The sequence below is a fragment of the Collinsella aerofaciens genome (assembly GCF_028206795.1).
In the GTDB taxonomy this organism is placed as follows: domain Bacteria; phylum Actinomycetota; class Coriobacteriia; order Coriobacteriales; family Coriobacteriaceae; genus Collinsella; species Collinsella aerofaciens_AX.
In genome coordinates this window covers 184,224-210,921 of sequence record NZ_JAQLFJ010000003.1, presented here as the reverse complement: position 1 = coordinate 210,921, position 26,698 = coordinate 184,224, and the positions used below count along the sequence as shown (strand labels likewise).

The following is a 26,698-nucleotide window of genomic DNA, read 5'->3' as shown; positions in this document are numbered from 1 at the left end:
AGCGAGGGAACGGGGGTGCCCGTGGATAACATACGAGAGGAGTTTGGCGGCGGGCCCGTCGCGGCATTCTCGATGTCGCATCCGGCTGTGCCGGCACTCTATATAGTGCTGACGCTGGGGCTCACTATGTTCTCGATGCAGCCGGTACTGATCGCGCTGTCGCTCGCAGGCGGGCTGGCGTATGGATTTGCGACGCGTGGGGCTGCCCGCACGCTGGGCGCGCTCCGCTGGCAGCTGCCGGTGATTTTGATCGTCGCGCTGCTCAATCCGCTGTTTAGCGCCTCGGGTTCGACGGAGCTGTTCCGTATTGGCATGCGCGCGGTGTATCTGGAGAGCATGGTATACGGCCTGTGCATGGGCGGGCTGTTTGTGGCGAGCGTGTTGTGGTTTGAGGCGGCGGCATCGATGCTCGAATACGACAAGGTACTCGCGCTGCTGGGCAATGCCGCGCCGGTGATTGCGCTCATGATCTCGATGTGCATGAGGCTTATCCCGCAGTTTTTGCGCCGCGGTCGTACGGTGCTGGCGGTGCAGGATGCGATTGATGTGCCGGGCAGCGCGCCGGCCGACCCCGTGCGTTCGCGTTTGCGGGCATCGAGTGTGTTGATGGGCTGGGGCATGGAAGATTCGCTGGAGCGCGCGGACGCGATGCGCTCGCGCGGGTGGGGTGCCGCGACGCGTCGTACGACGTATGCGCGGTATCGACTGGGGCGCAGCGACGTTGCCGCGCTGGCTGGGCTTGCGGTGTTTGGTGCCGCCGCGGTGGCGGTGGCATGGACCGCGACAACGCAGTATTCGTTTTATCCGCAGCTCTCGGTGCCGGCGCCGTGGCGGGGCTATGTCGTGTACGCTGCCTGGATGATGCTGCCTTGCGCGTCGCACGCGATTGATGAGAAGAGGTTTGGCTGATGGCTCGGTTGGATAGGGGCCCGGTGTCGGGCGCGGCGTGCGGCCCGGATATTCCGGCGATTGAGGTGCAGGGCCTTAGTTTTGCCTATCCCGGGGCCGAGGCACCGGTGCTCGAGGGGCTTGATTGGCGTGTTCCCCAAGGTGCATTTGCGCTGCTTGTTGGCGGTACCGGTTCGGGCAAGTCGACGCTGCTGTCGCTGCTCAAGCCCGAGATCGCGCCGGCGGGCGAGCGCACTGGTGATGCGCGCGTGCTGGGCGAGAACGTTGCCGACATGGACGTGCGGGCATCGGCGGAGCGCGTGGGCTATGTGTTCCAGGATCCCGAGAACCAGATCGTGTGCGAAACCGTGTGGCACGAGATGGCGTTTGGCCTGGAAAACTTGGGGCTAGCACGTGATGAGATGCGCCGTCGCGTAGCTGAGACCAGCTATTTCTTTGGTCTGGAGGACTGGCTTCATCGCGATACCGATACGCTTTCGGGCGGCCGCAAGCAGCTGCTGTCGCTTGCCGCCGTCCTGGCGCTGCGTCCGCGTGTGCTGCTACTCGACGAGCCCACGTCTCAGCTCGATCCCGTTGCCGAGAAGAATTTTCTGCACGCGCTGTTTCGCGTGAACCGTGAGTTGGGCTGCACGGTTGTTGTGGCTACGCATCAACCGCGTCCAATGCTCGAGTATGCGACGTGTGCGTACCGGATTGAGGACGGTCGCGTGCGCGAGGTGGCGGATATGGCTTCTTTGGGACGCCGAGAATCGTTGTTTTCCGACGACATGTTGGGGTGGGGTGCCGTCCGATGTGCAAAAAACGGAGTATTCAGCAGGCGTGAGGACAATTTGGGCTCTCTGGAGCCGCCCGGGGACGTATCGAGCGCGAAAAAAAGTTCGGAATTGGACAAATCGTCCGAATTTGTGGCGCAAACGTCGCTCGAGAACGGCTCGGAAGCCTTCCCGCGCACGGATGGGAGCAGAATACTCCAAAAAATGCACGGCGGGTCGGCTACCACCCTGGCAGGGAGCTGGTTTCGCTACGATCGCGCGGGCGGTTGGGTGCTGCGCGGGCTCGACGTGGCGTTTTCGGCCGGTGCGGTGCATGCGGTCGTGGGCGGCAACGGATGCGGTAAGTCGACGATGCTCTCGGTGCTGGCGAAGACCGCCAAGCTGCAGCGCGGCCGCATGGTGCGCGGAGCGGCCTCGGCGGCGCTGCTGCCTCAGAACCCCAAAGCATTGCTGGTTGCCGAGACGGTTCACGATGAGCTGATGGAATGGGCCTCGACCTGCGGATATGACGAGAACTTGGCGCGGGAGCGTGCGGCGAGCTTGGGGCTGTCGGGTCTGGATGGGCGCCACCCCTACGATCTTTCGGGCGGACAGCGCCAACTGCTTGCGTTGGCAAAGCTACTGCTAATCGGCCCCGAACTGCTATTGCTCGATGAGCCCACCAAGGGTCTGGACCTGGCCAGCCGCCGCATTATCGCCCGCGCCCTGCGCGACCATGCGCGGGCTGGCGGCACCGTCATCATGGCAACGCACGACCTGGATTTTGCCGAGCAGGTAGCCGACGACATCGCCATGATGTTTGATGGCGAGATCGCCTGCATGGAGCCGCCGACCGACTTCTTTGCCGACAACGTGTTTTATAGGGCGTGAGTGGGTTCGCGGGCGAGAACGGTCTTACTGCTTGAGCGCCGTGTACTGCTGAAGGAGCGCCATGAGCCCAACGCGGCTGTTGACCTGTGTTTTTCGAAAGATGTTCTCCAGATGCTTTTTAACGGTGCCAGTGCTGATGGAGAGCTCTTCGGCGATGGCCGCGTTGTCCATGCCCGATAACACGCAACGACACACATCGATTTCGCGCGCTGAGACGTCGTAGTCGTGAGCAAATACGATTTCAGACGAGCTGCGGTCGGCGCGCACACGCCATTTTGATAGTCGGTTCGTGAGGTGTGGTTCGATGAGCTCAAGGATTTGAACTTCGCGATCGCTAAAGTCGCCCTCTTCTTTCTTGCGATTAAGATTGAGCGATCCCAAAAAGCCCTCGTCATTAAAGAAACTGACGTTGACGACGTGGCGGCCGCCAAGATAATCCTTCATATAACTGCTGTCGATATCGCCAGGGCTGAGCTGATCGGACTCGCGCAGCACCGTCGAGCGCGTAAGATTGCGGTGGGCGACGATCATGTCCTGCTGCCAGTACTTTTCGGTGTAGAGCTCGAGCATCCCAGCGGGGACATCGATGCCAAGAGGGTCAAGAAAGACGCGCGTTTTCCATTCTTGCGGGGTGGATACGAGATCCCTGGAAAGGTCGCTCAGGAAAAATGCAGCCGACTCGTAGGGGATGAGAAAACGCAGCTTTTTGAGGACGGTCGAGCGAAACTCGCGGTCGCTGTCGATGGAATTAATCGAAAGCACGAGATCGTTTAAGCAGAGCCATTCAGAATCGGACAAAAAGCTCAAGATGACCTCCGATGAGATTGCGTAGTGGTTTAGCTGGCATTTTAGTTAATTTGCGTAGAGATACTACTCCTTTTTTCGAATGATGATAAGCCGTTAGCCGAATGGTTTCGGTGAGGGACCAATCGCAAAATATGAATACCTAAGAGCCAGGGCCCGGTTCTCCAAGCTGTTTGATTATTCCGACTTATTAAAGGAGTCATCATGGAAGAGAAGCTTCCTTCATGGCGTTGGGCGATTGTTTCAGTCGTTTGCTTGCTGTGCTTTATGGCTAACTACATGCAGTACCAGGTCTCAGCACTCGCCGTCGAGGTCATGCCTATGCTCAATATCGATACCGTCGGCTTTTCGATGCTGTTCCTCGTTCCTATGCTTACCGCCGTTTTCTTCTCAATTCCGCTGGGTGCCCTTGGTGACCGTATCGGTTCTAAGAAAGTTGTCACGGTTTGCACCGCAATTTCGGTTGCCGGCGGTTTTCTCCGTTGCTTTACGCTCGATTCGTTCACGATGCAGATGGCATCGATGTTCCTGATTGGCATGGGAATCTCGGCACTCAACGCCAACCTCATCAAGGTGCTCGGCACCTGGTTCCGTGAACAGACTGGTTTCGCCATGGGCTTGTTCTACGCGGCTTCGTGCGTTGCCATCGTTGTCGCTCAGATCTGTGCTGGCTTGTTCGGCAGCGTCTTTAACTCTTATATGGTCGCTGCTGTCGTCATGACCATCTCCTGGGTTCTTTGGATTGTGCTTGACCGAGATGTGCCCGAGGGGCAATCGCTCCCCGAGCCCGAGCCCGTGCTCGACTACCTCAAGGTTGCTATCAAGAGTCCTGGCGTGTGGCTAATCTCCATCGGCGTCGGTTTTGGACTTGCCTCTACCACTGCCTATGCCGGTTTCCTGCCTCAGGCGCTTCAGCTTGGCAAGGGCATAGACGTCGCCACTGCTGGTTTCATGGCCGCAATTGTTACCGTTGGCAGCTTTTTCGGCTGCATCGTTGGGCCTGCGTTCTGCGATAAGCTTGGAAAGTTCAAGGGTTTTCTCATCGTCACTACTCTCATCGGTGCCATATCGATGTTCGTGACGTGGTACACCCCGGTCGGCTTCCTTCTGTGGACGATTTTGGTCATCAATGGCTTCTTTACCGCCATCAACGGCCCGATTATGCAGTCCATGCCTGTTCTCCTTCCCGAGATTGGTGATAAGTATGCCGGTTCCGCTGGCGGTATCGTGGGCACCATCTCCCTGCTCATGAGCTATTTCCTGCCCATCGGTATCTCTGCCGTTGCTGGTGCCGACTACACTGTGAACATGGGTCTCGAGAGCCTCTGCTTCCTGCTTTCCGTAGTTCCGGTTTTCTTCCTGCCCGAGCTCGGCCGCAAGGCCATGCAGGCTGCCGCCGCTAAGGATGGTGAGTAGCCATGGAGGCGGTAGTTCCCGCTGATATCGTCCTCAAGACGACGGCGTTGTTTACTGCCGAGGAACTTGAGCCTCACGCCGGATGCGTTGCAGTTCGCGGCAGCGAGATCGTGGCTGTGGGCTCGCCCGACAAGGTGCAGCCGTTTATCGGTCCCGATACCGAGGTCATTGACGCCGGCAACAAACTGGTCATGCCCGGATTCAACGATTCGCACATGCACTTTGCGCTCGGCTCAATCCAGAAGGATGAAGACTTCTGTTGCGATCTGATGTTTCTGCCGAGCGAGCGGGCTTGCGTGGATGCTGTTGCCAAGTTTGCCGCCGAGCATCCTGACAATCCGTGGATTTACGGTCAGGGTTGGTATTCGCCCGCGTGGGAAAACCCGACTGACCCTGATTGCCGCAGCCTCGATGCGCTCGATATCGACCGCCCAATCGTGCTCTCGGACTTTTCAATGCACGTGGTGTGGTGCAATACTGCCGCGCTCAGGGCGGTCGGTATCGACCGCAATACCCCGACGCCTGAAGGTGGCCTTATCCGCCACTTTGACAACGGCGAGCCCAATGGCTTTCTGTCCGAGCCCCAGGCGACGAACATCTTGCTCGATGTTGTGCTCAATAAGCCGGACCTTGATGCGTCGTTGCTCAAGTCGATGCGCAAGTTCAACAAGCTCGGCATAACTTCGATTGGTGATATGTATCCTTTGGGCGTGACTACGCCCGGCGTGTACGACATCTATGACCGTCTGGCGAGCGAGGACCTGAGTACGCTGCGTATTAGCTACTATTCTGCGCTCGACGCTCCGATGTCAGAGTCGCAGGCCCTGCGTGTGCGTCATCACGGCGAGCGCGTCCGAATGGCAGGCCTCAAGTACATTTTGGACGGCTGTCCCGAGGCGTACACGGCCTACATGCATGAGCCGTATCTTAACGCTCCTACGGGGAAGGACTTTCGCGGCGAACCAGCATGCAACCAGGAGACGCTTGACCGCATGATGCTCGAGGCCAGCAAGAATGGCTTCGATGTTCGTATCCATGCTATCGGCGACGCATCGGCCACGATGATTATCGATGCCGTCGAGCGTGCCGAGGAGGTGTGCGGCAACAAGGGGGCGCGTTTTGCTATCGAGCATACAGATAACCTGAAGCTCGAGGATATTGCTCGCATGAAGCGCCTGGGCATTAATGCTGCGATTCAGCCGCAGCATCCCATCGGAGGCCTTGGGCAGGGCGTGTACGAGGAGTCTCTTGGCGAAGAGCGCATGAGCCACATGTGGCGCTATAGGGAAGAGGCCGATGGCGGAATCCACTTAGGGCTTGGTACTGACTGGCCTGCGGTGATGTCAATCGATCCTATCGATACCGTGTATGCTGCGGTGACGCGTAGCGAGTTTGACGGGCACCCGGCGGAGGGATACTTCCGCGAGAATGCCCTGACGCTCGGCGAGACGCTGCAAGCGCACACGCTCGGCTCAGCATATGTCGAGGGCTTTGAGCGCCGTTTGGGCAGCCTTGCCGCCGGCAAGCTTGCCGATATCGTCATCCTGTCGGGCAATCCGTTTGAAATGAACCCGATGGCGCTTCGCGATCTCGAAGTCGAGACGACGATCTTTAACGGACGCGTCGTCTATCGCAAGGATGAAGCATAGATAGGGTGATGAACGTGAGCAAAGGGACGGTCGAAAAATATGCCCTGCTGTTTGTGGTGTGCGGCATCGTGTTTGCTGCGAACTACGCGCAGTATCAGGTGTCGGGATTGGCACATCTGGTTGTGTCGGACCTGCATCTGACCTCGGCCGAGTTTTCAGCCGTCCTGTTTGCCCCGTTTGTTCCTGCCGTTGTATTCGGCATGCCTGTCGGCGTTTGCGCCGATCGATATGGCGTGAAGGTGCTCGTATTCATCGCATCGGCGATTTCTGCAATTGCAGCGGCTGCTCGCGCGGAGTGCGCATCGTTTGCGACGCTGTTCACGGCGACCATGCTTCTGGGCGCGGCACCATGCGTCGTGAATGCCATCGTTCTAAAAGTGCTTGGTTCTGCTTTTGGCGGAGAAACCGATAGGGCCATGGGATGGTTCTACGCTGCGGGGTCGGGCGGAATCGCCTGCTCGCTTGCAACCTCTCCTCTCTTTGCAACGCCCGGACGAGCATATGCCCTTGCTGCCGTTTTATTTGCCGTGTTTGGATTGCTGTGGCTGCTGGTTGCGCCATCGGCAGATGTTCTGCAGGCTGCAGATGGCCTTGGCGTTCAGGGTGCGGAGCCTGCTTCGTCGTCGGCAAGTGCGTTTGCGACGGTAATCAAGATGCCGATGGTTTGGCTCGTGGCGATACTGCTTGGAGTCGCCCTTGCATCGGCTACGGCGTACTCTGGTTATCTTGTCTCGGCACTTGAGGTTTCAACCGAACCCCAGGTCGCCGGGCTTCTTGCCTCTTTCGTGACGCTTGGGTCGATTGTCGGCAGCGTGGCCGGTCCCTACGCGCGAGCGCAATTTGGCGACTATCGCGTGTTTATGGCCATCGCCGCAATGGCGGGGAGTGCCCTTATGTGGGCCGGAGAGGCTTTTGTCTCTCAGCCTTCTGTCGGGCTCATGTTTGCGATTGGCGTTTCGACTGCCGTCGCCGGTCCGGTCGTTCAGTCGCTACCCTACATGTTGCCCGAGGTGCGCGAGGGGCTTGCAGGAAGCGCCGGTGGCGTGGTGAGCACCGTTTCGCTGGGGCTTACGTTTTTGATTCCCGTGGCCCTTTCCTTCTGTATTGGCGAGAGCTACGAAACGCTGCTTTTTGGGTGCGCTGTTCTGTTTGGCGCGACGGCGCTGGTGTCGCCATTCCTGCCGTCTCCCGATTCACTTATGTAATATTCGCTTCCGCCCTTTGGGCCTGGCCGACAAGGGCAAAAGGAGTTGGTCTACTTGACACTAAAAAAGAGTACCGCTGTGACCATTCTCAACGGCATCGTTAATCCTCTATTCATGTGTTCATTTCTGCCGATTGTTGAGGGAAAGCCTGGCTTAGATTTTCAGGGACTTACTGGTTTCTGGGGGCAGCTTATTCTGGCCATCGGTATTGCACAGTTCGTGGGTTTTTTGCCGCTCTTTGGCAAAGCAATTGAGACGTGCGTTGAGTTTTTTGGTTTTGATCGGAACACTCCGGGCGCACGGATTTGCGGAACCGTTGTGGGCGCTACTCTGCTCTTCTGCATTATCGGGCTATTTGAAGTCGCGTTTCAGTCAGGCGTTGGCGTTATCGACGGTGTGCCGTTTTTCTCGCGCTGGGTTCGCCTCGTGGTGGGCGGATGGGCCTTTGTCGTTGTGGGCGGCTTGCTGTTTGATCCTTTTGTCGCGGCCATTGCCGCTAAAGTTACGGGCGAATAGCGCCAAGACCGGTCGCGTGGCGAAAGCCTGATCGACTGGCAGCCAAGGCCGGCCGGGGGATTGGTCGGCCTCATTTTGCCCGTGCTACCATAAACGGACATTCGTTTGATGGGGGCTGCCGTTGTCACGCGTCTTGCAACATATGGAAATCCCGCTGCTGCTGGCGGTTCCTGCGGTGATGGCTGCGGCGTTGCTGGCGGGCGTTGAGCAGGCAGCGTTGGCCATGCTGGTTGTGGTGGCGCTGGTGCTTGCGCTGTTCTTTGCGGGTTACGAGGCTTCGCGCCCGGGCCTGCGCCAGATTATGCCCACGCTGGTGTTGGCGGCGTTGGCCGCGGCGGGGCGCATCTTGTTCGGTCCCATTCCCGACTTTAAACCGGTGAGCGCCATCGCCATTATCGCGGGGGCGACGCTTGGTCGCCGCAATGGTTTTATGGTTGGCGCGTTGGCAGCGCTGACCAGCAATTTCTTTTTTGGGCAGGGCATGTGGACGCCGTGGCAGATGTATGCCTGGGGTTTGGTGGGCTATATCGGTGGCGCACTGGCGCATGCGGGCGCGTTTGACCGCGCCGATGGAACCGTGCGAATGCCGTCACTGTTGGCGTATGGCTTTGCGTCGGGCTTGCTGTATGGCGTCGTGATCAACGCGTATGACATCATTGGTTTTGTACAGCCGCTTACTTGGGCGGGTGCCGTGGCGCGTCTTGCCACGGCAGTGCCGTTCGATATTACGCACGGCCTTGCGACCTGCGTGTTTTTGGCCGCCTTGTACAAGCCTTGGTGCCGTCGCATTAACCGTGTCGTCGTGAAATACGGGCTGTAGGGCTGGTTGCGCCGGGGCGGAATCAATACTGTCGAAGTGCCATTTCAAAACTATGCCGGTTTACGGGGCTAGATTGGCGCAGGCAGACCATGCCGGCTTTTTTCGAAATAGAGCAAGCCGTTCACCTGCGGTTTTATTATCTCGGAATTGCGTATGGTTAGGGGTTCGCGATTCAGCCCCGTAAACCGGCAAAGTTTTGGAATGGCCGGCTGATATGACGGGCATCGTGGCCCTCAGAGAGCCAAATTGATCCATTTTCTTCCGTCCCCAGATGTCCCCAGGGAACCAGTTGACGGCGCTTGCCACGAAACTGGCCCGTCTACTACGTTTAGCTTGATACCCCCGACCATGACCGCGTTTTATGAAAAACCGCAGGCTTTCTACCTGCGGTTTTCTTTTTGCGTTGTTCGCTGTGGTTGAGGGTGGTGGCTTAAACGTAGTAGATGGGCGTGTTTCGTGGCGGATGGGTCACGCGGACACCCTCACGAGGCCCAAAATGATCCGTTTTCCTTCGTCTCCGGGGGCAGCTGGAGTTAGAGCTCCAACGTAAGGGTGACGGGGCAGTGGTCGCTGCCATAGATGTCGCCGCGGATGCCGGTGTCGCGTACGTTGTCGGCGATTGTGTCGCTTACCAGGAAGTAGTCGATGCGCCAGCCTGCGTTGTTCTTGCGGGCATTAAAGCGATAGCTCCACCAGCTGTAGACGCCCTCGACGTCGGGGTTTGCCGTGCGCCAGGTATCGGTAAACCCGGCGTTGAGCAGCTCGGTAAACTTGCCGCGCTCTTCGTCCGAAAAGCCGGCGTTGCCGCGGTTGGATTTGGGGTTCTTAAGGTCGATCTCCTCGTGCGCCACGTTAAAGTCGCCGCAGGTTACGACGGGCTTACCGGTCTCGCGTTCAAGCGCGCTCAAAAAGTCGCGATAGGCATCGTCCCAAGCCATGCGTACATCGATGCGCGCGAGCTCATTTTGGGCGTTAGGCGTGTAGACATCCACAAGCCAAAACTTGTCGAACTCGAGCGCGCAGACGCGGCCCTCGGTTGCGGCTTGGGCGACGAGCTCGGCCGCCTCGTTCTCGCCGGCGTAGGGTAGCAGTGCGTCGGCGTGCAGCACGCGCAGCGGTTTCTGGCGGCTAAAGACCGCAGTGCCCGAATAGCCTTTACGCTCGGCGTAGCTCCAGGTTTGGTGATAGCCGGGCAGGTCAATATCGACCTGGCCTTCTTGCAACTTGGTCTCTTGCAGCGCCAGGATATCGACGTCGAGTTCTTGCGCGATCTGGATAAAGCTCGGGTCCTTTTTGAGCACGGCGCGCAGGCCGTTGACGTTCCACGAGGCGAAAGTGTAAGTCTGAGGCATGGTGTCCTTTCGACGGGGTTGGCAGGCTTAAGATTAGCGCAACAGGGGCGGGGTGGGCTCCGCGCATGCTGACTTAAAGGTCGCATGCTGGGATATCGCCCGACGCCGCCCGATCAACAAGGACGGAGGACTCATATGACGCAGGCAATATCGGACCCCAGGCAGGCGTCCGCCGCGCTGGCGGATCTGTTTGACACCCACAAGCGCGTGGTCTTCTTTGGCGGCGCTGGTGTTTCCACGGCGAGCGGCATCCCCGATTTCCGCAGCGTGGACGGCCTGTATCACCAGCAGTTTGCCTATCCGCCCGAGACCATGCTGTCGCATAGCTTTTACGAGGCGCATCCGGCCGAGTTCTTCGACTTCTACCGCACCAAGATGATCGCGCTTAACGCTAAGCCCAACCGCTGTCACACCAAGCTGGCCGAGCTGGAGCGCGCCGGCAAGCTTGATGCCGTGGTGACGCAAAACATCGACGGCTTGCATCAGATGGCGGGCTCGCAGCGCGTGTTCGAGCTGCACGGATCGGTCCATCGCAACATTTGCCAGTCGTGCGGCGCGGTCTATAGCGCCGAGTGGATTTGCTCGCGCGAGCATGAGGACGCCGCGGGCGTGCCCGTGTGCCCTGCGTGCGGTGGTCGCATCAAGCCCGATGTGGTGCTCTACGAAGAGCCGCTCGACGAGCATGTGTTGACCGGTGCCGTTGCCGCCATCGCCGCGGCCGATGCCCTCATTGTAGGCGGGACCTCGCTCGTGGTGTATCCGGCGGCGGGCCTTACGCGTTACTTTACCGGCGATACGCTGGCCATATGCAACCTTGCCCCCACCGATCAGGATGCAAATGCCGACCTGCTGATTTCTTGCGACATCGCGGCCGCGTTTGCGTTCTAGCCCGTGTACGCGGATACAATAGAAAGACTGAGTGCAAAGCGACCCCGCCGCCAGCTCCCCAAGCTCGGCGGCGTGGGCATTTTAGGAGGATGTTCATGGCGAACGACAGCAAGACATGGCGGTGCGGAAAGTATGAGCTCAGCTTTGACCGTCCGCGCATCATGGGCGTCCTCAACGTGACGCCCGATTCGTTTAGCGATGGCGGGGAGCACTTCGACCCGGATGCCGCCATCGAGTACGGCCTGGCGATGCTCGACGCCGGCGCCGACATCATCGACGTAGGCGGCGAGTCCACGCGCCCCGGCTTTACCCCGGTTAATCCCGACGAGGAGGCTCGCCGCGTGCTGCCCGTGGTGCGCGCGCTGGCCAAGGAGGGCGCCATCGTCTCGATCGACACGCGTCACGTGGCGGTTGCCAAGGCGGCCGTGCGCTGCGGCGCCTCGATCGTCAACGACGTGACCGGCTTCACCGACCCCAAGATGGTCGAGTTTGTTAAGACGAGCACCTGCGGCGTCATCGTGATGCATGCCGGCGAGGTCGCCGCGCCCGCGCGCACGCACGCAACGGTGCAGCTCGATACCTCGGCGGCGGCGTTTGTTGCCGAGAAGGCGCGCGAGGCGGCTGCCGAGGCCGCGCGTGAGGCCGAGAAGCCGGCTCGCCGCCGTCGCGGCAAGTTGCTGGGTGAGCCTAAGCCGGAGGCCAAGCTTCCGGGTGGCGTGGTGCAGCCCTCGTTGCCGTTTGGCGAACCTGAGCCCGCGACCGAGCCTGCAAGCGAGCAGGAGACGCCGGCCGCCGAGCAGGCTGCTGCCGCCGAGACCGTCGCGCCCGCGCCCGAGGCCACCGAGGCCGCATCGGAGCCCAATGACCACCTGGCCGCCATGATGCGCCGCAGCGCCCGCCGCGAGGAAGCCTACGTGCCCACCTCGCAGCTCCGCCGCTTCACCCTGCCCGATTCGGCGCCCATCATGCGCCGCGTCATGGGCTTTCTGTCCGACCAGGCCCGCGCGCTCATTCACGCCGGCGTGTCGCGCGACCGCATCTGCATCGATCCCGGTCCGGGCTTTGGCAAGACGGCCAACGAGGACATCGTCATCCAGCGCGAGACTGCCAAGATGGCGTCACTGGGCTATCCGCTCATGTGCGCCGTATCGCGCAAGCGCTTTGTGGGCGCCGTCTCGGGCGTGACCGAGGCCGCCGAGCGCGATGCCGCTACGTTTGGCGTGTGCCTGGGCGCCATCCAGGCCGGTGCCAACATCGTGCGCGTGCACGACGCCGCGGGTTTTGCGCAGTTCCTGAACGGCTACTGGGCAGTTGCCAAGCCGCAGCCGCGCCGCGCGTTTGTGGCCGTGGGCTCCAACCTGGGGCATCGCTGTGACAACATCCGCGCCGCACGCGACATGATCGCCGAGATTCCACTCACCTGCGTGTCCAACTCCTCCAAGATCTACGAGAGCGAGCCGGCCTACGAGACGCGCCAGGACGCGTTTGCCAACGCCGTCATCGAGATTAAGACCGAGCTGGCGCCGTTGGTGCTGCTCGACGAGCTCATGAAGATCGAGGCCGAGCTGGGTCGCGACCGCTCCAAAAAGGCCAAGGCCAACGGTCCGCGCACCATCGACTTGGACCTGCTGTGGATGGACGGCGAGACCCACGGCGGCAAAAAGCTGCGCCTGCCGCATCCGCTGATCGGCGAGCGTGACTTTGTGCTGGTGCCGCTCGAGGATCTGATGCACGACCCGGCGCGGTTCTTCCGCTACAACGGCGTCGAGGTCAAGGAGCCCGAGGATCGCGTGGGCCATATCGTGGGCGAATTGGGGCGTATGTAGATGATCGAGATGAATGCTGTTGCCGCTGGCACCGAGCTCGACGCGGCGCGTGACGCGGGCCGCGAGGGCGTGTCCGTGGGCTGGTGCGCGTGGAGCGTGGGCGATGCTTCGCTGACGTTTTCGCTGGTTGTGCGCCCCGATGTGAACATGCATGCCTTCCACGGCCTGCCGTTTGTGGCCGCGATGGGCATGATGGACGCGCTCGTGGGCACGGCTTCGACGCCGGGGTTGGGCCTTGCCGGTAAAGTGGGTATCCAGTGGCCGAGCGATATCGTGTGCGGTGCGCCTGCGTTTGAGACGTCGCTCGCGCGTGTTGCCGTGAACGGCGGTGCCGGTGCTGCGGGCATGTTTGCCGCGGTGACGGTTGATATTGAGCGTGCGGCGCTGGGTGAGCTTGGCGTGGATATGGCAGATGAGGCGCTGATCGAGGCATTGGCCGCCGCTGTGCTGACCCGCGTTGACGCCTGGGCGGTTGCCGCCAACATGCCGCAGGGCGCTGCCGGCCCGCTGGCTCCGGTGCTGGGTGAGTACTTCGATATGGTGCCGCTGCTGGGTCGTCAGGTTGCGGCGGTGTCGCCCAACGGTTTGCCGCTTGCGGTCGGTGTGTTTGCGGGCCTAGACATCTGGGGCCGCGCGACCATCAAGACCGATGCCGGCGAGCAGGAGTTTCCGCCCGAGGCCGTACGGATTCGCGGGCTGTAACGCGAGGCGCCCGCGCTCAAAGATAGCGATGACAACAAGACCCTCCTCGGCTGTGCCGGGGAGGGTCTTGTTGTCTGGGGAATGGGTTGTCAGCACCCTATTCCTCAAAACTGAATATTTTTCGTTTTTGAGGAATAGCGATAGAAGACCGCAGGGAGGCACCAATGAAACTCATCAATAGAACGTCATATATGGACACGTTGACGAGCCTTATTGGCGTACCGGACATCAAGGTCATAACGGGCATTCGCCGTAGCGGTAAGTCAAAATTGCTCGAGGCCCTCCGCGATTACGTGGAGGCAAATCTGTCCAATTCGAATGTCATCCATATCAATTACAACCTCGACGAGTTCGAGGGCCTGCTCGAATATCATGCCCTGCTCGCCTATGTGAAAGAGCATCGAGTGTCCGACAAGCAAAACTTCCTGCTTATCGACGAGGTTCAGATGTGCGACGGCTTTGAACGCGCGATTAACAGCCTCCATGCATCCGAGCAGTACGACATCTTCATCACCGGATCGAACGCCTTTTTGCTGTCGAGCGATCTGTCGACGCTCTTTACGGGGCGCACGTTCGAGATCGAGGTTTTCCCATTCTCGTTTGAGGAGTATCGCTTCTATAGTGACGAGGGCGAGGTCGATCGCGACTTCGATGGGTACGCGAGAACCGGCGGTATGTCCGGCTCTTACCCTTATCCACTGCAGGAGCAGCGCTACCAATATCTCTCCAATGTCTTCAAAACGCTCATCGTGAGGGATATCGTGCAGCGGCATAACGTGAGAAACGAATCGGCACTGCTGCGCATTGCCGATTACATGATGGACAACGTCTCCAACATAACGTCGGCACGCAACATTACGGATGTTTTGAACGCAGATGGGCTAAAGATAACGAACAAAACGGTCGGTGCGTACATGGGGTACCTGTGTGATGCGTTTGCCTTCTATAAAGTTCGCCGGTTCGACATTCGCGGTAAAAAATACCTTAAGAGCGGCGAGAAGTACTATCTGGCGGACCATGCGTTTAAATATGCACTTTTTGGTACGCGTGATATGGATTGGGGACGCGTATACGAGAACATGGTGGCAGTCGAGCTGCTGCGCCGCGGATACGAGGTATACGTCGGCGTGCTCTATAAAAAGGAAATAGACTTTGTAGCAATCAAACGGAGCGAGAAGCTCTATATTCAGGTGAGCGACGACATCAGCTCGGATAAGACATTTGAACGCGAGATTTCACCACTGCTGAGCATTGGCGACGCGTACCCCAAGATGATTCTCGCCCGCACGCATCACGAGGCCACGGACCGCAATGGGGTGCAGATCGTGGACCTGGCGAGGTGGTTGTGCGGCGAGGCTTAGCAAAAAGTCCTATTCCTCAAAACTGAAAAATTTTCGATTTTGAGGAATAGGATTGGCGACTGGTTGCTGCGAGCTGGCGCGCACGACTTGGCGCCCGTTCTACCCCAGCTCCTGCATGCGGCGGTAGATTTCGCAGATGCCTTTGATGGTGAGTTGGCCGTCGACTATGTCGAAGGCGTCGGTCGAATCGGCAACGATGCTGGCGAGGCCGCCCGTGGCGATAACGGTGGCGTCCTCGCGCCCCAGCTCGCGCTTCATGCGCGCGACCAGGCCCTCGGCCATGGCGGCGGCGCCCGTTACGGCGCCGACCTTGATGCACTCCTCGGTATCGCGGCCGATGGCGTGCTCGGGCGCCTCGAGCGGAACGCTGGCGAGTTTGGCGGCTCGGGCGGCGAGCGCGTCCATGGAGATGCGGATGCCCGGCGCAATCGCTCCGCCAATGTAATAGCCGTCCTCGTCGATGACGTCGATATTGGTTGCGGTGCCAAAGTCCACCACGATCGCCGGGGCGCCGTAGAAGGTCTCGGCAGCGACGGCGTTGGCGATGCGGTCGGCACCAACGGCCTGGGGGCGCGCCGCCCGCAGCTTGGTCACGGCCGCCGTCTGCGGCCCGATAACGATGGCGTCTGCTGCGATGCGGTCGGCCACGGCGTGCCACTCGCGCGAGAGCTGCGGCACCACGCCGGCAAAGGCGATCGCATCGACCGCGTCGAGCGAAAGCCCGTACATCTTAAAGAAGCCCATCAGGCGCACGTGGATCTCGTCGGCGGTATAGGAGCGGTCGGTGGGCATGCGCCACGACTGCACCAACTTGTCTCCGTCAAACAGGCCCATGGCCGTCTGCGTGTTTCCCATATCGATAGCGAGCAGCATGTCTACTCCAGGTGTCGGCGTAAAAGGACGCGCACCATTGTATACGCGCCGATGCCGGCGCTCGGCTGCGATTCGTTGACGGTGATATGGGCTGAGAGGTTTAAATATGAAGGAATTATGCTCTACGAGATTTTCCTTGCCGTTTACCGAACTCCCACGTAATATTCTTTCTTGCGCACATGAGGCGCCCAGACATTGCGGGGTGGAGCAGTCTGGTAGCTCGCCGGGCTCATAACCCGGAGGTCGTAGGTTCAAATCCTGCCCCCGCGACCAAGAACTTGCAGCTCGGAAGCAAAATTGCTTCCGAGCTTTTTCTTTATCGGTTTACTTTGCGGGTGAATTGCGGGTGAATCCTGAGTCAATTTATTATGTGAAGCAAATAAACCATTGATAATCGCGGGCCGGTCGGCTTGACTTATCGACCGATAAACTCCAATTGGGAGGAGTTTCGGCGGTCCTTAGCTAATGGCAGTGACGTCTGTGACGTCTGAATAACAACAAAGGAGTCGCTATATGAAGACCGTCTACGATGCCCTTGATCCTATCGTCAATGGGTCGGCAACGACCAAGGAGAAGGGCGACAAGTACGAGGCGGCCTGCCCGAGACCCTCGAGGAGGCCCTCGGCTTGACGGTCGTCGTCGAGCACGAGTCGGGCGGCGACGGCGGCGCGTTCGCCGGCCTCATGATCGACTACGGCGTCGGCGTGAGCACGAGACAGGTCTACGAGATCAAGGCCGTTGACACCGATTTCTTCGACGAATAGCGCGTGTCTGCAACGCGCCGCTACCGCGCGCCCTTCCGCCCGTTGCATTTCGAGCAGAGCACCTGCAGGTTGGATGGAACGGTCTTGCCGCCCTTCGCGACCGGCACGATATGGTCGACGTGCAGGCCCACGCCGTCCGGCATGTATTTCCCGCATATCTGGCAGGTGTAGTTGTCCCGGCGGGCGATCTGCTCGCGCAGCTGCTTCGTCATCAGCCTTCGCTGGTTCTTGGCGTGATAGTCCCTGAGCGTCGCCTCGTCGCTGATAGCGGCGAGGCGGATGCGACGCTCGACGATCCACTCCCAGTTCACGTCAAGCTCGGAATCATCCATCGACACCTTGTAGGACGTCTTCACGTAGTTGGCCTGCTTGTACCTCGTCTGGTCGCGGCAGGTGATGAACCTAAAGGCCCTGTCATCGTCGACCGCCTCGGCGTACTGACGCTCGCGCCGGCTGCGGAGCCGGCAGGTTTTCAGATACTCTTCTTGCTCGTGCTTCCAGTTCTGGATGTATGCCCTATGGGCGACGATGGCGTCCCAACCGGCCGGGTCCATCAGGTGACGGTCGATGTAGTCCTCGATCCTCACGTTGCGCCTGCCAGACACATCGAAGCGGGCCACGTAGTAGGGATACCTAAAGGGGCTCGCCAGAATCCTGCGAACCAGGACCGCGATTGCACAGACCAGGGCTATGACCAGCACGCCGAGAACGAAATAGGGCGTCAGGTCGACTATATAGTGGTACCCGTCTATCTCATAGAGCTGAGTCATGGCATTCTTCCTTCCCCAAGGATGGCAAAATGATACCAAGACGCGGGTCTTCCGGATCGCGGGCGCTTTCCACGCGATACATCCATGCCCCTCCGTCCGGACACCGCACACCGAACCCCCACACCACGTTCGCTTTACAATCAAGAACATTCGTTCGACAATGAAACCCGTGAGATACAAACGGATGTTCGGGGGTACGCGCATGATCATGAAAAAGCACTCGCTTGCGGGAACCTGCGGCATACCCACCGATGCACAGCGCATCTACATCCCCGTGGACGCCAACGGCGCGGACGACCCCGACCACGGCCCGTCCGATCCCGTCACCATCCACTGGCCGGACGGCCGCAGTTGGAAGGTTGAGAGCATCTACACCCGCCAGGAGTTCGGCCGCGCCATCTTCGGTAACCTCTGTGTGCGTTACGACGTCTGCATCGCGAGGCAGCGCAAAACGGTCTGGTGGGAGCACGGCGACTGGTTCGTCGAGCGCGGTGGCGGCATGGCGGTGATGCCCGGGTGATGGGCCACACAAAGGACTTCGGCGGCGGCATCACCGTTCGCGCCAACGGCGACAAGCCCGGCAGACGCGTCCATAAGCAGTACGTAGACGTCTACGCCCGCACTAACGCCGACGGAACGACGGTGCCTGTCCGCGTCTGCTGGCCGGACGGCCGTGGCTTCACGATCGACCAAATCATTCGAATAGACCCCTTCGGCGCGGTCATCCACGACGCGCAGACGGCGGTCTACACGGTGCGCTTCGGCGGCTGGACCACTCAGCTCATGCTGGAGCACTACCACAGGGAGGACCCCATTCACGGGGCAGATGACCGCCTGCGATGGTGGGTCTGGGCGTTCGAGAACACCCGCTCGAAGAACGACGTTTCCGCACCGCCTGCCGACACGCGCGTCCGGTGAACGCGGGTTGGGTCGTCATGCGGAACGCAGAGGGTGACGTCGGCTAGAGCCAAGCTCCGGTCCACTCGCTCCGGTTCCTCGTCGCCGCGAGGAGCGCACCGCATGCCGCGAGCAGTTCGTGGTCCGCGATCCTGATCCCGACCGACATGGCCTCGGCGAGGACTTCAATCCTTCTGCCATAATCCTCGATCTCGGAGAATACCCCGATACCGTCCATGAGCCGCTGGGCGGCTTCGCTCGGTCCGTCCCCGTCGTGACATGACGTTCTTCCATGCCGAAACAATCCTCTCTATGCGAGAAAGGCGATGATAGCAGGTGCTGTCCGGGCCAACATAAACAGCGTTTTACGTTTTACGGCATCCGCCGACGGCGGCCACGGCTCCGCGGCCGGGTGGCACCTCCGCTACGCCGCGTCAAGGGGGCCCATGAGACCCCGCACAAACCTCCGCTCCGCTCCGGTTGGTGGAGGTCGTCATGGACCTCCCTTGACCCGTCTTCGCTCCGGTGCGGCTTTGCAGGGAGCAAAGCCGACGACGACGCGCGGCGTCGCCATTCGGCTTTGCCCGCAGGGGCGAGATGTTGAGGGCCACGTGCCCGGAACGGAGGGAAAGATGCAGCAGCTGATGACGAGGGAAATCGCCAAGACGGTGCCTAGGCTCTACGAGCAGGACGGGGCGGAGGACCCCACGGTCTACGCCCACTACTTCTCGTGCGTGAACGGATGGGGCTGGTGGCTGCTCGAGTTCGACGGCACGGACGAGGCGTTCGGCCTCGTCGAGGGCTACGACGACGAGCTCGGCTACTTTAGCATCAAGGAGATGGCCGAGCTGAACCGCCAGATGGGGTTCGCCGCCGTCGAGCGAGACGAGCACTTCTCCCCGAGGCCGCTCAGCGCCGTCAGGAGGAGGTAGACACATGGTCACGGTCGAGTTCGACTCCATGGGCGAGGCGGTCCGCCTCGCCCTCGTGGCCGGGGAGTACGCGGGCGGCGGCCTGGCCGTCCTTCTCCTCGACGCCACGGACCCGCGCTCCGATGGTTACATGGCCGAGTGGGGCGTGCTCACGGCGAGCGTGCCGTCGGCGGCCGAGTGGTGCCGCGGGCGCGGCAACGTCGCCATCGACGCCGACGCGCCCGCGGCGTTCCTCGAGGCACTCGAGGCCGCCGGCTTGCTCCGCATGGCCGGCCGCTCGGCGGCGTCCGGGATGGCCCGCTACCCGCTGGCCACGGTCGCCGACCACGCCCTCGACAGCATGGGCGGCCTAACCGAGACCTTGGAGGAGGCCCTCGGCTCGACGGTCGTCGTCGAGTACGAGTCGGGAGGCGACGGCGGCGCGTTCGAGGTGGGGACCGCGCCGGCGGGCTCGACCGAGCTCGAGCGCCTCATCGCCGCCGCGAGGTCCGAGGCCGATGCGTCGGCAGCCGCCGGCGGATGGGCGGCCGTCCGGGTCGGTTTCGGGGATGCCGAGACCATCGACTGCGAGACGGGGCGGACGGTCTACGTCGCGGGGTGAAATGGGAGGAGGGCGCGGACGCGGTCCGGATGGGCCGCGCTTTTCCTTTCCCGGGGATGCGGAACTCCCACCGTCCAAGGCACTTGGACGGTGGGAGCTGGATACGACGATATACTGCGCGTGCAACGGGGACACGCGCCTCCTTTTCGGTTGACTCCACCAGTTCGTACAGAGACTTTTCGATTTCCCGCTTTGATTTGGAGGTCTGTAATTCCATATTTCTGGAATACGGCACGAGGCTGAGCTTCGAAATCGCGTCTTGCGTCGGTAGATTGTTCCGCGTCCGCGACCAGTTTTTCAAGGGTGCTAAGCTGGGACTGTATTGAGAGTTCGTTTAGGTGGTTCACATTGTCCATAGCGGTGACCACCAATGTTGAATAGCTGTCTTGAAAGACTGTGTATTTATACTTGATTTAAGGCGGAGTGGAATGTGAGCGCGCAAGGAGATGCGGAATCGATGAGAGCCTCAAAAAAAATTACTGCAGTGTTATCATCTTTCGTCCTCTCTATTCTTCCATTTCTGATTCTATGGGCGGCTTGGTCAGTCCTCCCTGATACAATTCCCGCTCATTGGAGTGGGGGCGTGGTTGATCGATGGGGTAATAAGCTTGAATTGCTGATTGTTCCGCTGTTTTCTCTGATTGGTTCTATTGCAATTTCTGCGTACCTTATTGTTTCCACGCGGCGAAGAGAGTTCGCGGATTTCTCTGTTCGAATGCGACGGGACTTTGTTGCGTGCTATATTTCTAGTCTTCTTTTATCGACAACCTGCTCAGTGATAATTGCCGTTTGGGTTCAGTTGATTCTTACGCAAAGCACTGCGGTTGATGGGGGACTTGGACTATCGATCCTGTATTCCCTTCCCGGGCTATATGTGATCTTGTGCGCTTTGCCGCCTTTTTATGCGAGCGGCGAGAGCAAAAAGGCAGAGCGCCTGATAACAGTTCTTATTGGCGGCGCGGAGATTGTTCTTTGTGGAATAGTGCTTGAAGGTTCGGCTGCCTCTTATGCGATGATTGGACTGATGATTCTGTTCTGTGCGTTTGAGATTGTGTCACAGGTAAGGGATAGCCGGTCCTTATGAGTTGAATTACGCGCGTGCGGATATAAAGGTTGGCATGTTAAGCTGGACGTTTTCTCGTTCTGGGACATTTGCAGTAGGATGAGTGGGACTAGGCGCGCTGCGGTGTGATGGTGACGGTTGAGACTTGTATCGCTGCAAATCCGCTGATGCACATTTTGCTATTGGGCTTGAAGGTGGGACCGACAGGCCTTTGTTTGGGATGTTCTGGTCGTCCAACGCGTGTTGCACGGCTTTATATTGTTACGCTCGTTCGGCGCTCCGTTGGAGCATTTCCGGGTTTGTCGGCATCATGACTTGGCCAAGTGACACGCTTGCCGGGACGGTTGTAACGCCGCGCCGGTTCCGTGTGCTCCTTCGTTGTTGGCCTGTCCAGCCGGGGGCGGATTCGGCCTCATGTTGTGGCGCACGGCCTTCAGGGGCTTCCCCTGGCGAGTTATGTTCGTCCGTATGGGTAAGGGTCGGGTTGAGCTGACAATCCCGTGTCGGAAGGGGCTTGCACCATGCGCGCGATGACAGAGATTGAGTGGCTGGACGGCCGTGTGACGAAGGTTCCGGAGCTCGCCCTGGGCGATGCGCTCGGCGAGAGCGTCCAGGCGGAGCTCGATTTCGGGTTCGACGACGTGTTGGAGGGCCTTTGGGTTGAGGTGCGCCATCATGAGCAGGATAAGGGCGCACTACGGGCGCCCGGGATTTTGCGGCGCAACTCGGCGTGCCGAGTTCGTTTCCGCTGGTAGCATAGCCGGTTAAACCGGAAGGCGGTCACGGCCCGCCGTCATACGCGCCTCGCGCGCCGTATGACGGCGGGCCGTTTTCGCAGGCAGGGCCGTATGACGCATCAGAACCCGTCGGGCGCGGCGGATACCTTGCGCTTCCTGCCGCCGGACGGCGACCCCTTGGGCTTTTTAGGCTTCTCCGGGATGCGCCATACCGGTGCCGGACCGGCGTTGCGGACCTCCCCCTCGAGCGCCCGCGCGAGCAGCGCGTCCTCGGCCCCCGGCGGCGTCAGGCCCAGCAGCGGCCCCAGGAACGTCTCGGTGATGTCGCGGCTGGCGAGCGCCATCGGGCCCTCCGCGTCGATCACGAGCGCGCCGTTCTCGCGCGCACTCCAGGCCATGAGCTCCGACGGTGTGATCAGCGGGCGGCGCGCCACGGAGAACGACTTGCCGGACGAGGAGCTCTGCGTCCCCTTGGTGGAGCTCTCCCCGGTCGTCCTCACGCTGTAGTCGCCGAGACGCTTGCTGATTTCCTCCGCCTCGTCGACGGACTCTACCGAGAGGACGACCTGGGTGCCGAGCAGCGTCAGCAGCGCGTCCGACTCCGCCCTGGAGTAACCGCATCGCGCCTCGAGCAGATGGGTGTTCTGGAGCACGAAGACGACGTGCAGCCCGATGCTGCGGACCTCCGCGAGGTCGCCCAGCAGGCGCGGGATCTTGGGGATGCCCGAGCCCTCGTCGATGGCGAGCAGGGTCTCCGCCGGCAGCCTGCCGCCTGACAGGCGCGCGGTCTCGCGCAGCGCCGACAGCGCCTGCGAGAATATGCACGAGACGAGTGCGCCGCGGTCGCCGCGGTCCGTCGCGCTGGCGATGTAGAGGATGGTGGGCTTGCGTCCGACCGATGCGAGGTCGACCTCGCCGTCCCAGAGCATGCGGCTGACGTCGTCGTCGCAGAAGGACATGAGGTAGTTGCGCGCGGTGGAGACGAGGGCCTCCCCTCCGCCGCCGTTCGACGAGGCGACGAGGAGGAACTGGCGCGCCGGGTTTCCCGTCGGCAGGTCCGCGGCGAGCTCCTCCAGCGACTTTACCGAGCTCTTCCCGTCGCGGGGCTCCAGGAGCGCGAGCACGGTCGATAGGTTCCGGGCACCGTCGGGAATCCGCCCGTCCGCTATCGCGAGCAGGCAGAGGCCGGTCAGCAGGTTGCGGCTGGCGTCCGTGAAGAACCTCTGGCCGGAGGAGAAGGCGTCGGGCACGATGGCCGCCGACAGCTCGCGGAGCTCGGCCACGGCACCTGCGACGCCCTCGGTCCCGAGTGCCGCGATGGCGCGGTCGAGGGGGTTGAACCTCGCCGACTTGACGGGCTCGTCGAGCCGGATGGCGACGACCTCCATCCCGGCCCTCCTGGCGAGCGGCTCGGTCCATGCGCGAATCTCGGACTTCGGGTCGTGGACGATGACGGACGTCGGGATCCCGTGGGCGTTGCGGTCGATCGCCGCGACGATCGAGGGTGCCGTCGCGCGTCTGCTTTTGCCCGCGCCGCTGCCCGCCCTTATGAGGCAGTGGACGGCGGGGACCATCGCGATCCCACCGCCGATGCAGCCGGCCGCCACGAGTCCCTTCGCGGCGGCCTTCCCGTCCCAGGGAGGGCAGCGCCTCGCGACCCTGGAGGGCCTCGACTCGAGCCAGGCGTCCCCGTGCGTGCGCGTGGGCGCGCGGTCGCCGGCGAACGTCCCGTCGTGGAGTCTCGCCCATGAGCGGCCCCAAGAAACGAATCCGAGCGCGAGGACGGAGGCCGCGACGAGGGCGAGCGCCGCGAGCAGCTCGCCCGCCTGGCCCGACGCCGCCGCGTCGGCGGCCGCCTCGAGGGGGCCGCGGAAGACGTAGGCGGGCTCGGGGCCCGGGTCGGCCGTGGGCAGCCGCAGCAGGACGGAGAGGCCCGAGATGAGGGATAGGGGCCACCACCTGGCGTAGTCCCAGGCGCCGGCGGTCGCGGCGCAGGCTATGACGGCGGCGACGCCGTGGGCCGCGAGCGTGCCGGCGAGTTCCTTTTTCATGTCGCGGTTGAAGGATTTCGGTTTCATCTCGTGATCGTCCTCTCTATCCTGTTCGCTATCTTCACTGCGGGGACGCTCGACGGCCCGGTGCCGCCGGAGGCGAGGACCCTCAGGGTCGCGGCGATGAGTCTCAGCGCCCTCTCGCCGGCCTCGTCTCCCATGTCGCGTCCTCTGGCGTCCCGCGTGGTCTCCCTGGCGACCAGGGTCGCCATCGCGGCGGCGCGCCCTAGGGCGGTGCCTGCCGACGGGGCGCGCCTGAACGCCCGGTCCGCCGTGGGACACCCCCTGAGGTCTGCCGGCTCGAGGGCCCGGCCGCGCGCGGCCTTTCGTGCGATCCTTTCGAGGCGCGCCTTCGGGATGCAGGAGCGGGCCTCGGTGGCGAGTCCGGCTTCCCGCCGCCTCTCCGTCGCGGGGCCGGTTTGGGGCGCGGCGCGTCGTGTCGGCACCTCCTCGCGAGCCGGCGTCCTGTCTGGGGCTATGACCCGCAGCGCCGCGTTCTCGCACCGGAGGCCGAGGTCGGCGGCTGCCTTGCGGACGTAGACATCCCGCGCCTCACCGGTCAGGCACTTGAGGTCGGCGCACCTCTCGACCGCCTTCTTGTGGCGCTTCAGTGCGCCGGCGAGTGCGGGGGAGTCGGACGCCGCCTGGCCGAGGGCCTCCCTCAACGCGGCGGAGGCCTCCGGATGGAAACGCCTGAGGTGGGCGGCCTCGATCCTTCCGTTCGGCGGCAGGCCGATGTCGAGCTTTCCGCGGTCGATTCGTGCAACTGCTTCCAGGGCCGCCTTCCTCGCGAGGTCGCGCTCGATGTACGCTTCCCGCAGCAGCGGTGCCATGGCCTTCGAGGAGATCTCGAGTCTGGCCGCCTCCATCTTCCCCTTTGGCAGCAGGGAGTCCCAGTCGCCCGAGCGGTCGACCGTGAGGATGTGGACGTGGTGGCTCGTGCCGTTGATGTGCATCGCCGCATAGAACTCCACGCGGCTCTCGGGCACGCCGGTCATCTCGGAGAAGAGCCTCGGCCACTCGGACCGCACCAGGGCCTGCCAGGCGTCCAGGCGGTCGAGGCCGGCATCTGGGGCGATGTCGTTCGGGACCGTGACGACGGTGGTGAGCACCGCGCCGCCGTTTTGGGCGATGGCGCGCCTCGCCTCGGCGACGGCGACCGGGCCGTCCGCGCCCCAGAGGCCGCCGGTCGAGCCGGTCCTGTTCGCGGCGTAGGCGGCCAGGCCGTCGACGCCGAGCCTCCTGTCGTCGGCCTCGCTGACCTCGATGACGACGCCGCGGCGGGTGCCGGCGTATGCCGCCAGTCCCGCGGCGGACGCCCTCGTGGACGCCCCCGCGCGGACGACGGAGTGGTTGACGATGACGGGCGGGCTAGCCATCGGCGCGCTCGCGCGCGTGGAGCTTCACCTCGTCGATTTGGCCGAGGCCGGCGCGGCTGAGCTCGCCGGCTTGCGCGAGGTAGTTCTTCCAGATGTCCGCGACGGGGACGTCGTCGAGCGAGGCGTAGGAGGCCTTGAGGACGTCGGCCGACATGAGGCCGGCCATGATGGCGGCGGTCATGGGGCGCGAGAGGACCGCGGCGATGCGGTCCTCGGTGGCGTCGAGCTTGCGCTCGATGTCGAGTGCGGCGACGTCCAATCGCGCGTCGACGACGCCGCGTATGAAGCCCGCGACCTCGTTGCCGTAGAGGTCGAGCCCCTCCGCGGCGAGCGCCGAGCGCAGGAGCGAGCGGATCTCGTCGCTGACGTTGGAGTCGTTGAGCTCTGCCCGCGTCTTGAGGGCGGTGTAGAGCTTTGAGTCGAGCTTCACGCTGACGTTCTTTGTTGCTGCTGTCATTCGGTCCTCTCTTCGATGTGCGGTGATCATCGGCCCGAAAGCAGGGGCGGACCGACCGTTGTCGATCCGCCCCGCTTGAGCCCTACTCGTCTTCGAGAAGGACGTTGGGATAGCTCTCGGGCGCCTGGTCTGCCGGGAGGGGAGGATAGGCGACAAGCTTGTTCACGACTCCCGTCGCATCGAGGTCCAGGATGCTATCGATACCGCGGAGGACGCTGTCCGGGGTGTAAGAGCGATCGCCGCTGCGGGCGACCCCGACGATGACCCTGGCGAGCTCGCGGGGGTCGATGCCGGGCCAGCGCTTGGCGATTTCCGCGACGATGGCGGGCGCGACGTAAGGGATGTTGGGGACGGAGGAGTGGGACGCGATGACGAAGGCGCCGGGGATGCCCTCGATCTTCTCTGCGGGCTCGATAACGATGGGCTGGACGCCGTAGGTGCTCCAGCCGTCGAGCAGGCATTCGGCGTCCGAGGGGATGCGGAAGGAGTGGCCGTTGAGGGTGAGGGGCTTGTGGTTCTTATCGGCACTTTTCTTGGGCATGGTTTTCCTTTCGATGTGAGAGGGCCGCCGCCCGCTCGGGCGGCGGCGTACGATGGGCTAGTCGTCGATGTCCTCGACGGTGAAGAGGGGCAAGGGGGCGCGATCGGCGAGTCCAATGGGGACCGCGCCGAAGACACCGAGTTCCTGGGTGATGTCCTCGAGTCGAGCCGCGAAGCGTTTGACAAACGCGTCGTGCGCCGCGCCGGTGCCGTTGACGACATAGGCGCGAGCTGCGATCTTGACAAGCTCGTAGTCGGGGATGCCATAGCACTCGTCGATGGCAGCGAGACAATCCATCGCGTCGACGGCCTCGTCAGTGGGGCTAAACGCCATGAAAGTGCGGGGAACGTTCGGAATCGCCTGCTTGAACTGCGGGATCCAGACGCTCTGGGCGTCTTCGGTGTGCTCGGGGTTGAGGACGGGGGTGTCCTGGCTGCCATGGTAGACATAGCGCTTCTTGGCGGTGTCGAAGACAAGGGCCGGACCGCTGTCCGTCTGGACTACGACAGTCTGATGCCGCATAAGTACCTCCTAAATGTTGA

The 26,698-nt window shown here is 61.8% G+C and carries 28 protein-coding genes and 1 tRNA gene; 19 read left to right on the top strand and 10 right to left on the bottom strand.

What is annotated here, in order from left to right:
- Positions 1-21 precede the first annotated feature (21 nt).
- A complete protein-coding gene (locus PMX70_RS03220; protein WP_231500817.1) occupies positions 22-909 on the top strand; it encodes an energy-coupling factor transporter transmembrane component T in 888 nt (295 codons plus the stop codon).
- A complete protein-coding gene (locus PMX70_RS03215) occupies positions 909-2,552 on the top strand; it encodes an ABC transporter ATP-binding protein (RefSeq protein WP_271742860.1) in 1,644 nt (547 codons plus the stop codon). The genes PMX70_RS03220 and PMX70_RS03215 overlap by 1 nt, the downstream gene beginning before the upstream one ends.
- 24 nt (positions 2,553-2,576) lie before the next feature.
- Here PMX70_RS03215 and PMX70_RS03210 read toward each other — a convergent pair whose 3' ends face one another.
- Complete coding sequence (locus PMX70_RS03210) at positions 2,577-3,350, bottom strand: helix-turn-helix transcriptional regulator (RefSeq protein ID WP_124785727.1); 774 nt, start codon at positions 3,348-3,350, stop codon at positions 2,577-2,579.
- Positions 3,351-3,560: 210 nt separating this feature from the next.
- Between PMX70_RS03210 and PMX70_RS03205 the strand changes: the two genes are divergently transcribed.
- From PMX70_RS03205 to PMX70_RS03185, 5 genes are all read left to right on the top strand, one after another.
- On the top strand, positions 3,561-4,772 hold the full coding sequence (locus tag PMX70_RS03205) for an MFS transporter (protein WP_117843017.1): 1,212 nt from the start codon (positions 3,561-3,563) through the stop codon (positions 4,770-4,772).
- A gap of 2 nt (positions 4,773-4,774) precedes the next feature.
- Positions 4,775-6,421 carry an amidohydrolase gene (locus PMX70_RS03200; protein ID WP_271742859.1) on the top strand — a complete coding sequence of 549 codons (1,647 nt, stop codon included), beginning with the start codon at positions 4,775-4,777 and terminating at the stop codon, positions 6,419-6,421.
- Positions 6,422-6,435: 14 nt separating this feature from the next.
- Complete coding sequence (locus PMX70_RS03195; RefSeq protein WP_271742858.1) at positions 6,436-7,626, top strand: MFS transporter; 1,191 nt, start codon at positions 6,436-6,438, stop codon at positions 7,624-7,626.
- 78 nt (positions 7,627-7,704) lie between these two features.
- Positions 7,705-8,142, top strand: a complete 438-nt coding sequence (locus PMX70_RS03190) for a hypothetical protein (protein ID WP_117778675.1) — start codon at positions 7,705-7,707, stop codon at positions 8,140-8,142.
- Positions 8,143-8,263: 121 nt separating this feature from the next.
- Positions 8,264-8,962 (top strand): DUF6580 family putative transport protein, encoded by a 699-nt coding sequence (locus tag PMX70_RS03185; protein WP_271742857.1) that lies wholly within the window; start codon positions 8,264-8,266, stop codon positions 8,960-8,962.
- A gap of 533 nt (positions 8,963-9,495) precedes the next feature.
- Here PMX70_RS03185 and PMX70_RS03180 read toward each other — a convergent pair.
- Complete coding sequence (locus tag PMX70_RS03180; protein WP_271742856.1) at positions 9,496-10,314, bottom strand: exodeoxyribonuclease III; 819 nt, start codon at positions 10,312-10,314, stop codon at positions 9,496-9,498.
- 135 nt (positions 10,315-10,449) lie between these two features.
- On the opposite strand from PMX70_RS03180, the gene PMX70_RS03175 reads away from it, so the two are divergent.
- The 4 genes from PMX70_RS03175 (at position 10,450) to PMX70_RS03160 (ending at position 15,091) form a co-directional block, all read left to right on the top strand.
- On the top strand, positions 10,450-11,202 hold the full coding sequence (locus PMX70_RS03175) for an NAD-dependent protein deacylase (RefSeq protein WP_195536035.1): 753 nt from the start codon (positions 10,450-10,452) through the stop codon (positions 11,200-11,202).
- A gap of 95 nt (positions 11,203-11,297) precedes the next feature.
- Positions 11,298-13,028 (top strand): dihydropteroate synthase, encoded by a 1,731-nt coding sequence (folP, locus tag PMX70_RS03170; RefSeq protein WP_271742855.1) that lies wholly within the window; start codon positions 11,298-11,300, stop codon positions 13,026-13,028.
- The gene (locus tag PMX70_RS03165) at positions 13,029-13,730 is read left to right on the top strand and encodes a hypothetical protein (protein ID WP_271742854.1); all 702 of its coding nucleotides are present in this window, start codon (positions 13,029-13,031) and stop codon (positions 13,728-13,730) included.
- 164 nt (positions 13,731-13,894) lie between these two features.
- Positions 13,895-15,091: an ATP-binding protein gene (locus tag PMX70_RS03160; RefSeq protein ID WP_271742853.1), complete on the top strand. Its 1,197-nt coding sequence runs from the start codon at positions 13,895-13,897 to the stop codon at positions 15,089-15,091.
- 99 nt (positions 15,092-15,190) lie between these two features.
- Here the strand turns inward: PMX70_RS03160 and PMX70_RS03155 are convergent, their stop codons facing one another.
- Positions 15,191-15,964, bottom strand: coding sequence for a type III pantothenate kinase (locus PMX70_RS03155; protein ID WP_271742852.1), 774 nt, complete (start codon positions 15,962-15,964; stop codon positions 15,191-15,193).
- Positions 15,965-16,160: 196 nt separating this feature from the next.
- Here PMX70_RS03155 and PMX70_RS03150 point away from each other — a divergent pair.
- Together PMX70_RS03150 and PMX70_RS03145 are read left to right on the top strand one after the other, a co-directional pair.
- A tRNA-Met gene (locus PMX70_RS03150) sits at positions 16,161-16,237 on the top strand.
- 353 nt (positions 16,238-16,590) lie between these two features.
- A complete protein-coding gene (locus PMX70_RS03145; protein ID WP_271742851.1) occupies positions 16,591-16,728 on the top strand; it encodes a hypothetical protein in 138 nt (45 codons plus the stop codon).
- Positions 16,729-16,748: 20 nt separating this feature from the next.
- Here PMX70_RS03145 and PMX70_RS03140 read toward each other — a convergent pair whose 3' ends face one another.
- Complete coding sequence (locus PMX70_RS03140) at positions 16,749-17,498, bottom strand: HNH endonuclease (RefSeq protein WP_271742850.1); 750 nt, start codon at positions 17,496-17,498, stop codon at positions 16,749-16,751.
- A gap of 208 nt (positions 17,499-17,706) precedes the next feature.
- On the opposite strand from PMX70_RS03140, the gene PMX70_RS03135 reads away from it, so the two are divergent.
- Both PMX70_RS03135 and PMX70_RS03130 read left to right on the top strand, forming a co-directional pair.
- On the top strand, positions 17,707-18,018 hold the full coding sequence (locus tag PMX70_RS03135; protein ID WP_271742849.1) for a hypothetical protein: 312 nt from the start codon (positions 17,707-17,709) through the stop codon (positions 18,016-18,018).
- Positions 18,018-18,416, top strand: a complete 399-nt coding sequence (locus tag PMX70_RS03130; RefSeq protein WP_271742848.1) for a hypothetical protein — start codon at positions 18,018-18,020, stop codon at positions 18,414-18,416. The genes PMX70_RS03135 and PMX70_RS03130 overlap by 1 nt, the downstream gene beginning before the upstream one ends.
- A 43-nt stretch (positions 18,417-18,459) precedes the next feature.
- On the opposite strand, the gene PMX70_RS03125 is transcribed toward PMX70_RS03130, so the two are convergent.
- Positions 18,460-18,633, bottom strand: coding sequence for a hypothetical protein (locus PMX70_RS03125; RefSeq protein ID WP_271742847.1), 174 nt, complete (start codon positions 18,631-18,633; stop codon positions 18,460-18,462).
- Positions 18,634-19,027: 394 nt separating this feature from the next.
- Between PMX70_RS03125 and PMX70_RS03120 the strand changes: the two genes are divergently transcribed.
- The 4 genes from PMX70_RS03120 to PMX70_RS03105 all read left to right on the top strand — a co-directional run bounded on the left by PMX70_RS03120 (position 19,028) and on the right by PMX70_RS03105 (position 21,746).
- Positions 19,028-19,327: a DUF2958 domain-containing protein gene (locus tag PMX70_RS03120; protein ID WP_271742846.1), complete on the top strand. Its 300-nt coding sequence runs from the start codon at positions 19,028-19,030 to the stop codon at positions 19,325-19,327.
- 4 nt (positions 19,328-19,331) lie between these two features.
- A complete protein-coding gene (locus PMX70_RS03115) occupies positions 19,332-19,928 on the top strand; it encodes a hypothetical protein (RefSeq protein ID WP_271742845.1) in 597 nt (198 codons plus the stop codon).
- A 457-nt stretch (positions 19,929-20,385) separates the two neighbouring features.
- Positions 20,386-21,012 carry a DUF1648 domain-containing protein gene (locus PMX70_RS03110; protein WP_271742868.1) on the top strand — a complete coding sequence of 209 codons (627 nt, stop codon included), beginning with the start codon at positions 20,386-20,388 and terminating at the stop codon, positions 21,010-21,012.
- Positions 21,013-21,512: 500 nt separating this feature from the next.
- Positions 21,513-21,746 (top strand): hypothetical protein, encoded by a 234-nt coding sequence (locus PMX70_RS03105; RefSeq protein ID WP_271742844.1) that lies wholly within the window; start codon positions 21,513-21,515, stop codon positions 21,744-21,746.
- Positions 21,747-21,847: 101 nt separating this feature from the next.
- Here the strand turns inward: PMX70_RS03105 and PMX70_RS03100 are convergent, their stop codons facing one another.
- The 5 genes from PMX70_RS03100 to PMX70_RS03080 form a co-directional block, all read right to left on the bottom strand.
- Positions 21,848-23,806, bottom strand: a complete 1,959-nt coding sequence (locus PMX70_RS03100; RefSeq protein WP_271742843.1) for a type IV secretory system conjugative DNA transfer family protein — start codon at positions 23,804-23,806, stop codon at positions 21,848-21,850.
- Positions 23,803-25,158, bottom strand: coding sequence for a relaxase MobL (gene mobL, locus PMX70_RS03095; protein ID WP_271742842.1), 1,356 nt, complete (start codon positions 25,156-25,158; stop codon positions 23,803-23,805). Before mobL ends, PMX70_RS03100 begins: the two co-directional genes overlap by 4 nt.
- The gene (locus tag PMX70_RS03090) at positions 25,151-25,615 is read right to left on the bottom strand and encodes a hypothetical protein (protein WP_271742841.1); all 465 of its coding nucleotides are present in this window, start codon (positions 25,613-25,615) and stop codon (positions 25,151-25,153) included. The genes mobL and PMX70_RS03090 overlap by 8 nt, the downstream gene beginning before the upstream one ends.
- Positions 25,616-25,697: 82 nt before the next feature.
- Positions 25,698-26,156, bottom strand: coding sequence for a hypothetical protein (locus tag PMX70_RS03085; RefSeq protein ID WP_271742840.1), 459 nt, complete (start codon positions 26,154-26,156; stop codon positions 25,698-25,700).
- A gap of 57 nt (positions 26,157-26,213) precedes the next feature.
- Complete coding sequence (locus tag PMX70_RS03080; RefSeq protein ID WP_148332871.1) at positions 26,214-26,678, bottom strand: hypothetical protein; 465 nt, start codon at positions 26,676-26,678, stop codon at positions 26,214-26,216.
- Positions 26,679-26,698: the final 20 nt, after the last annotated feature.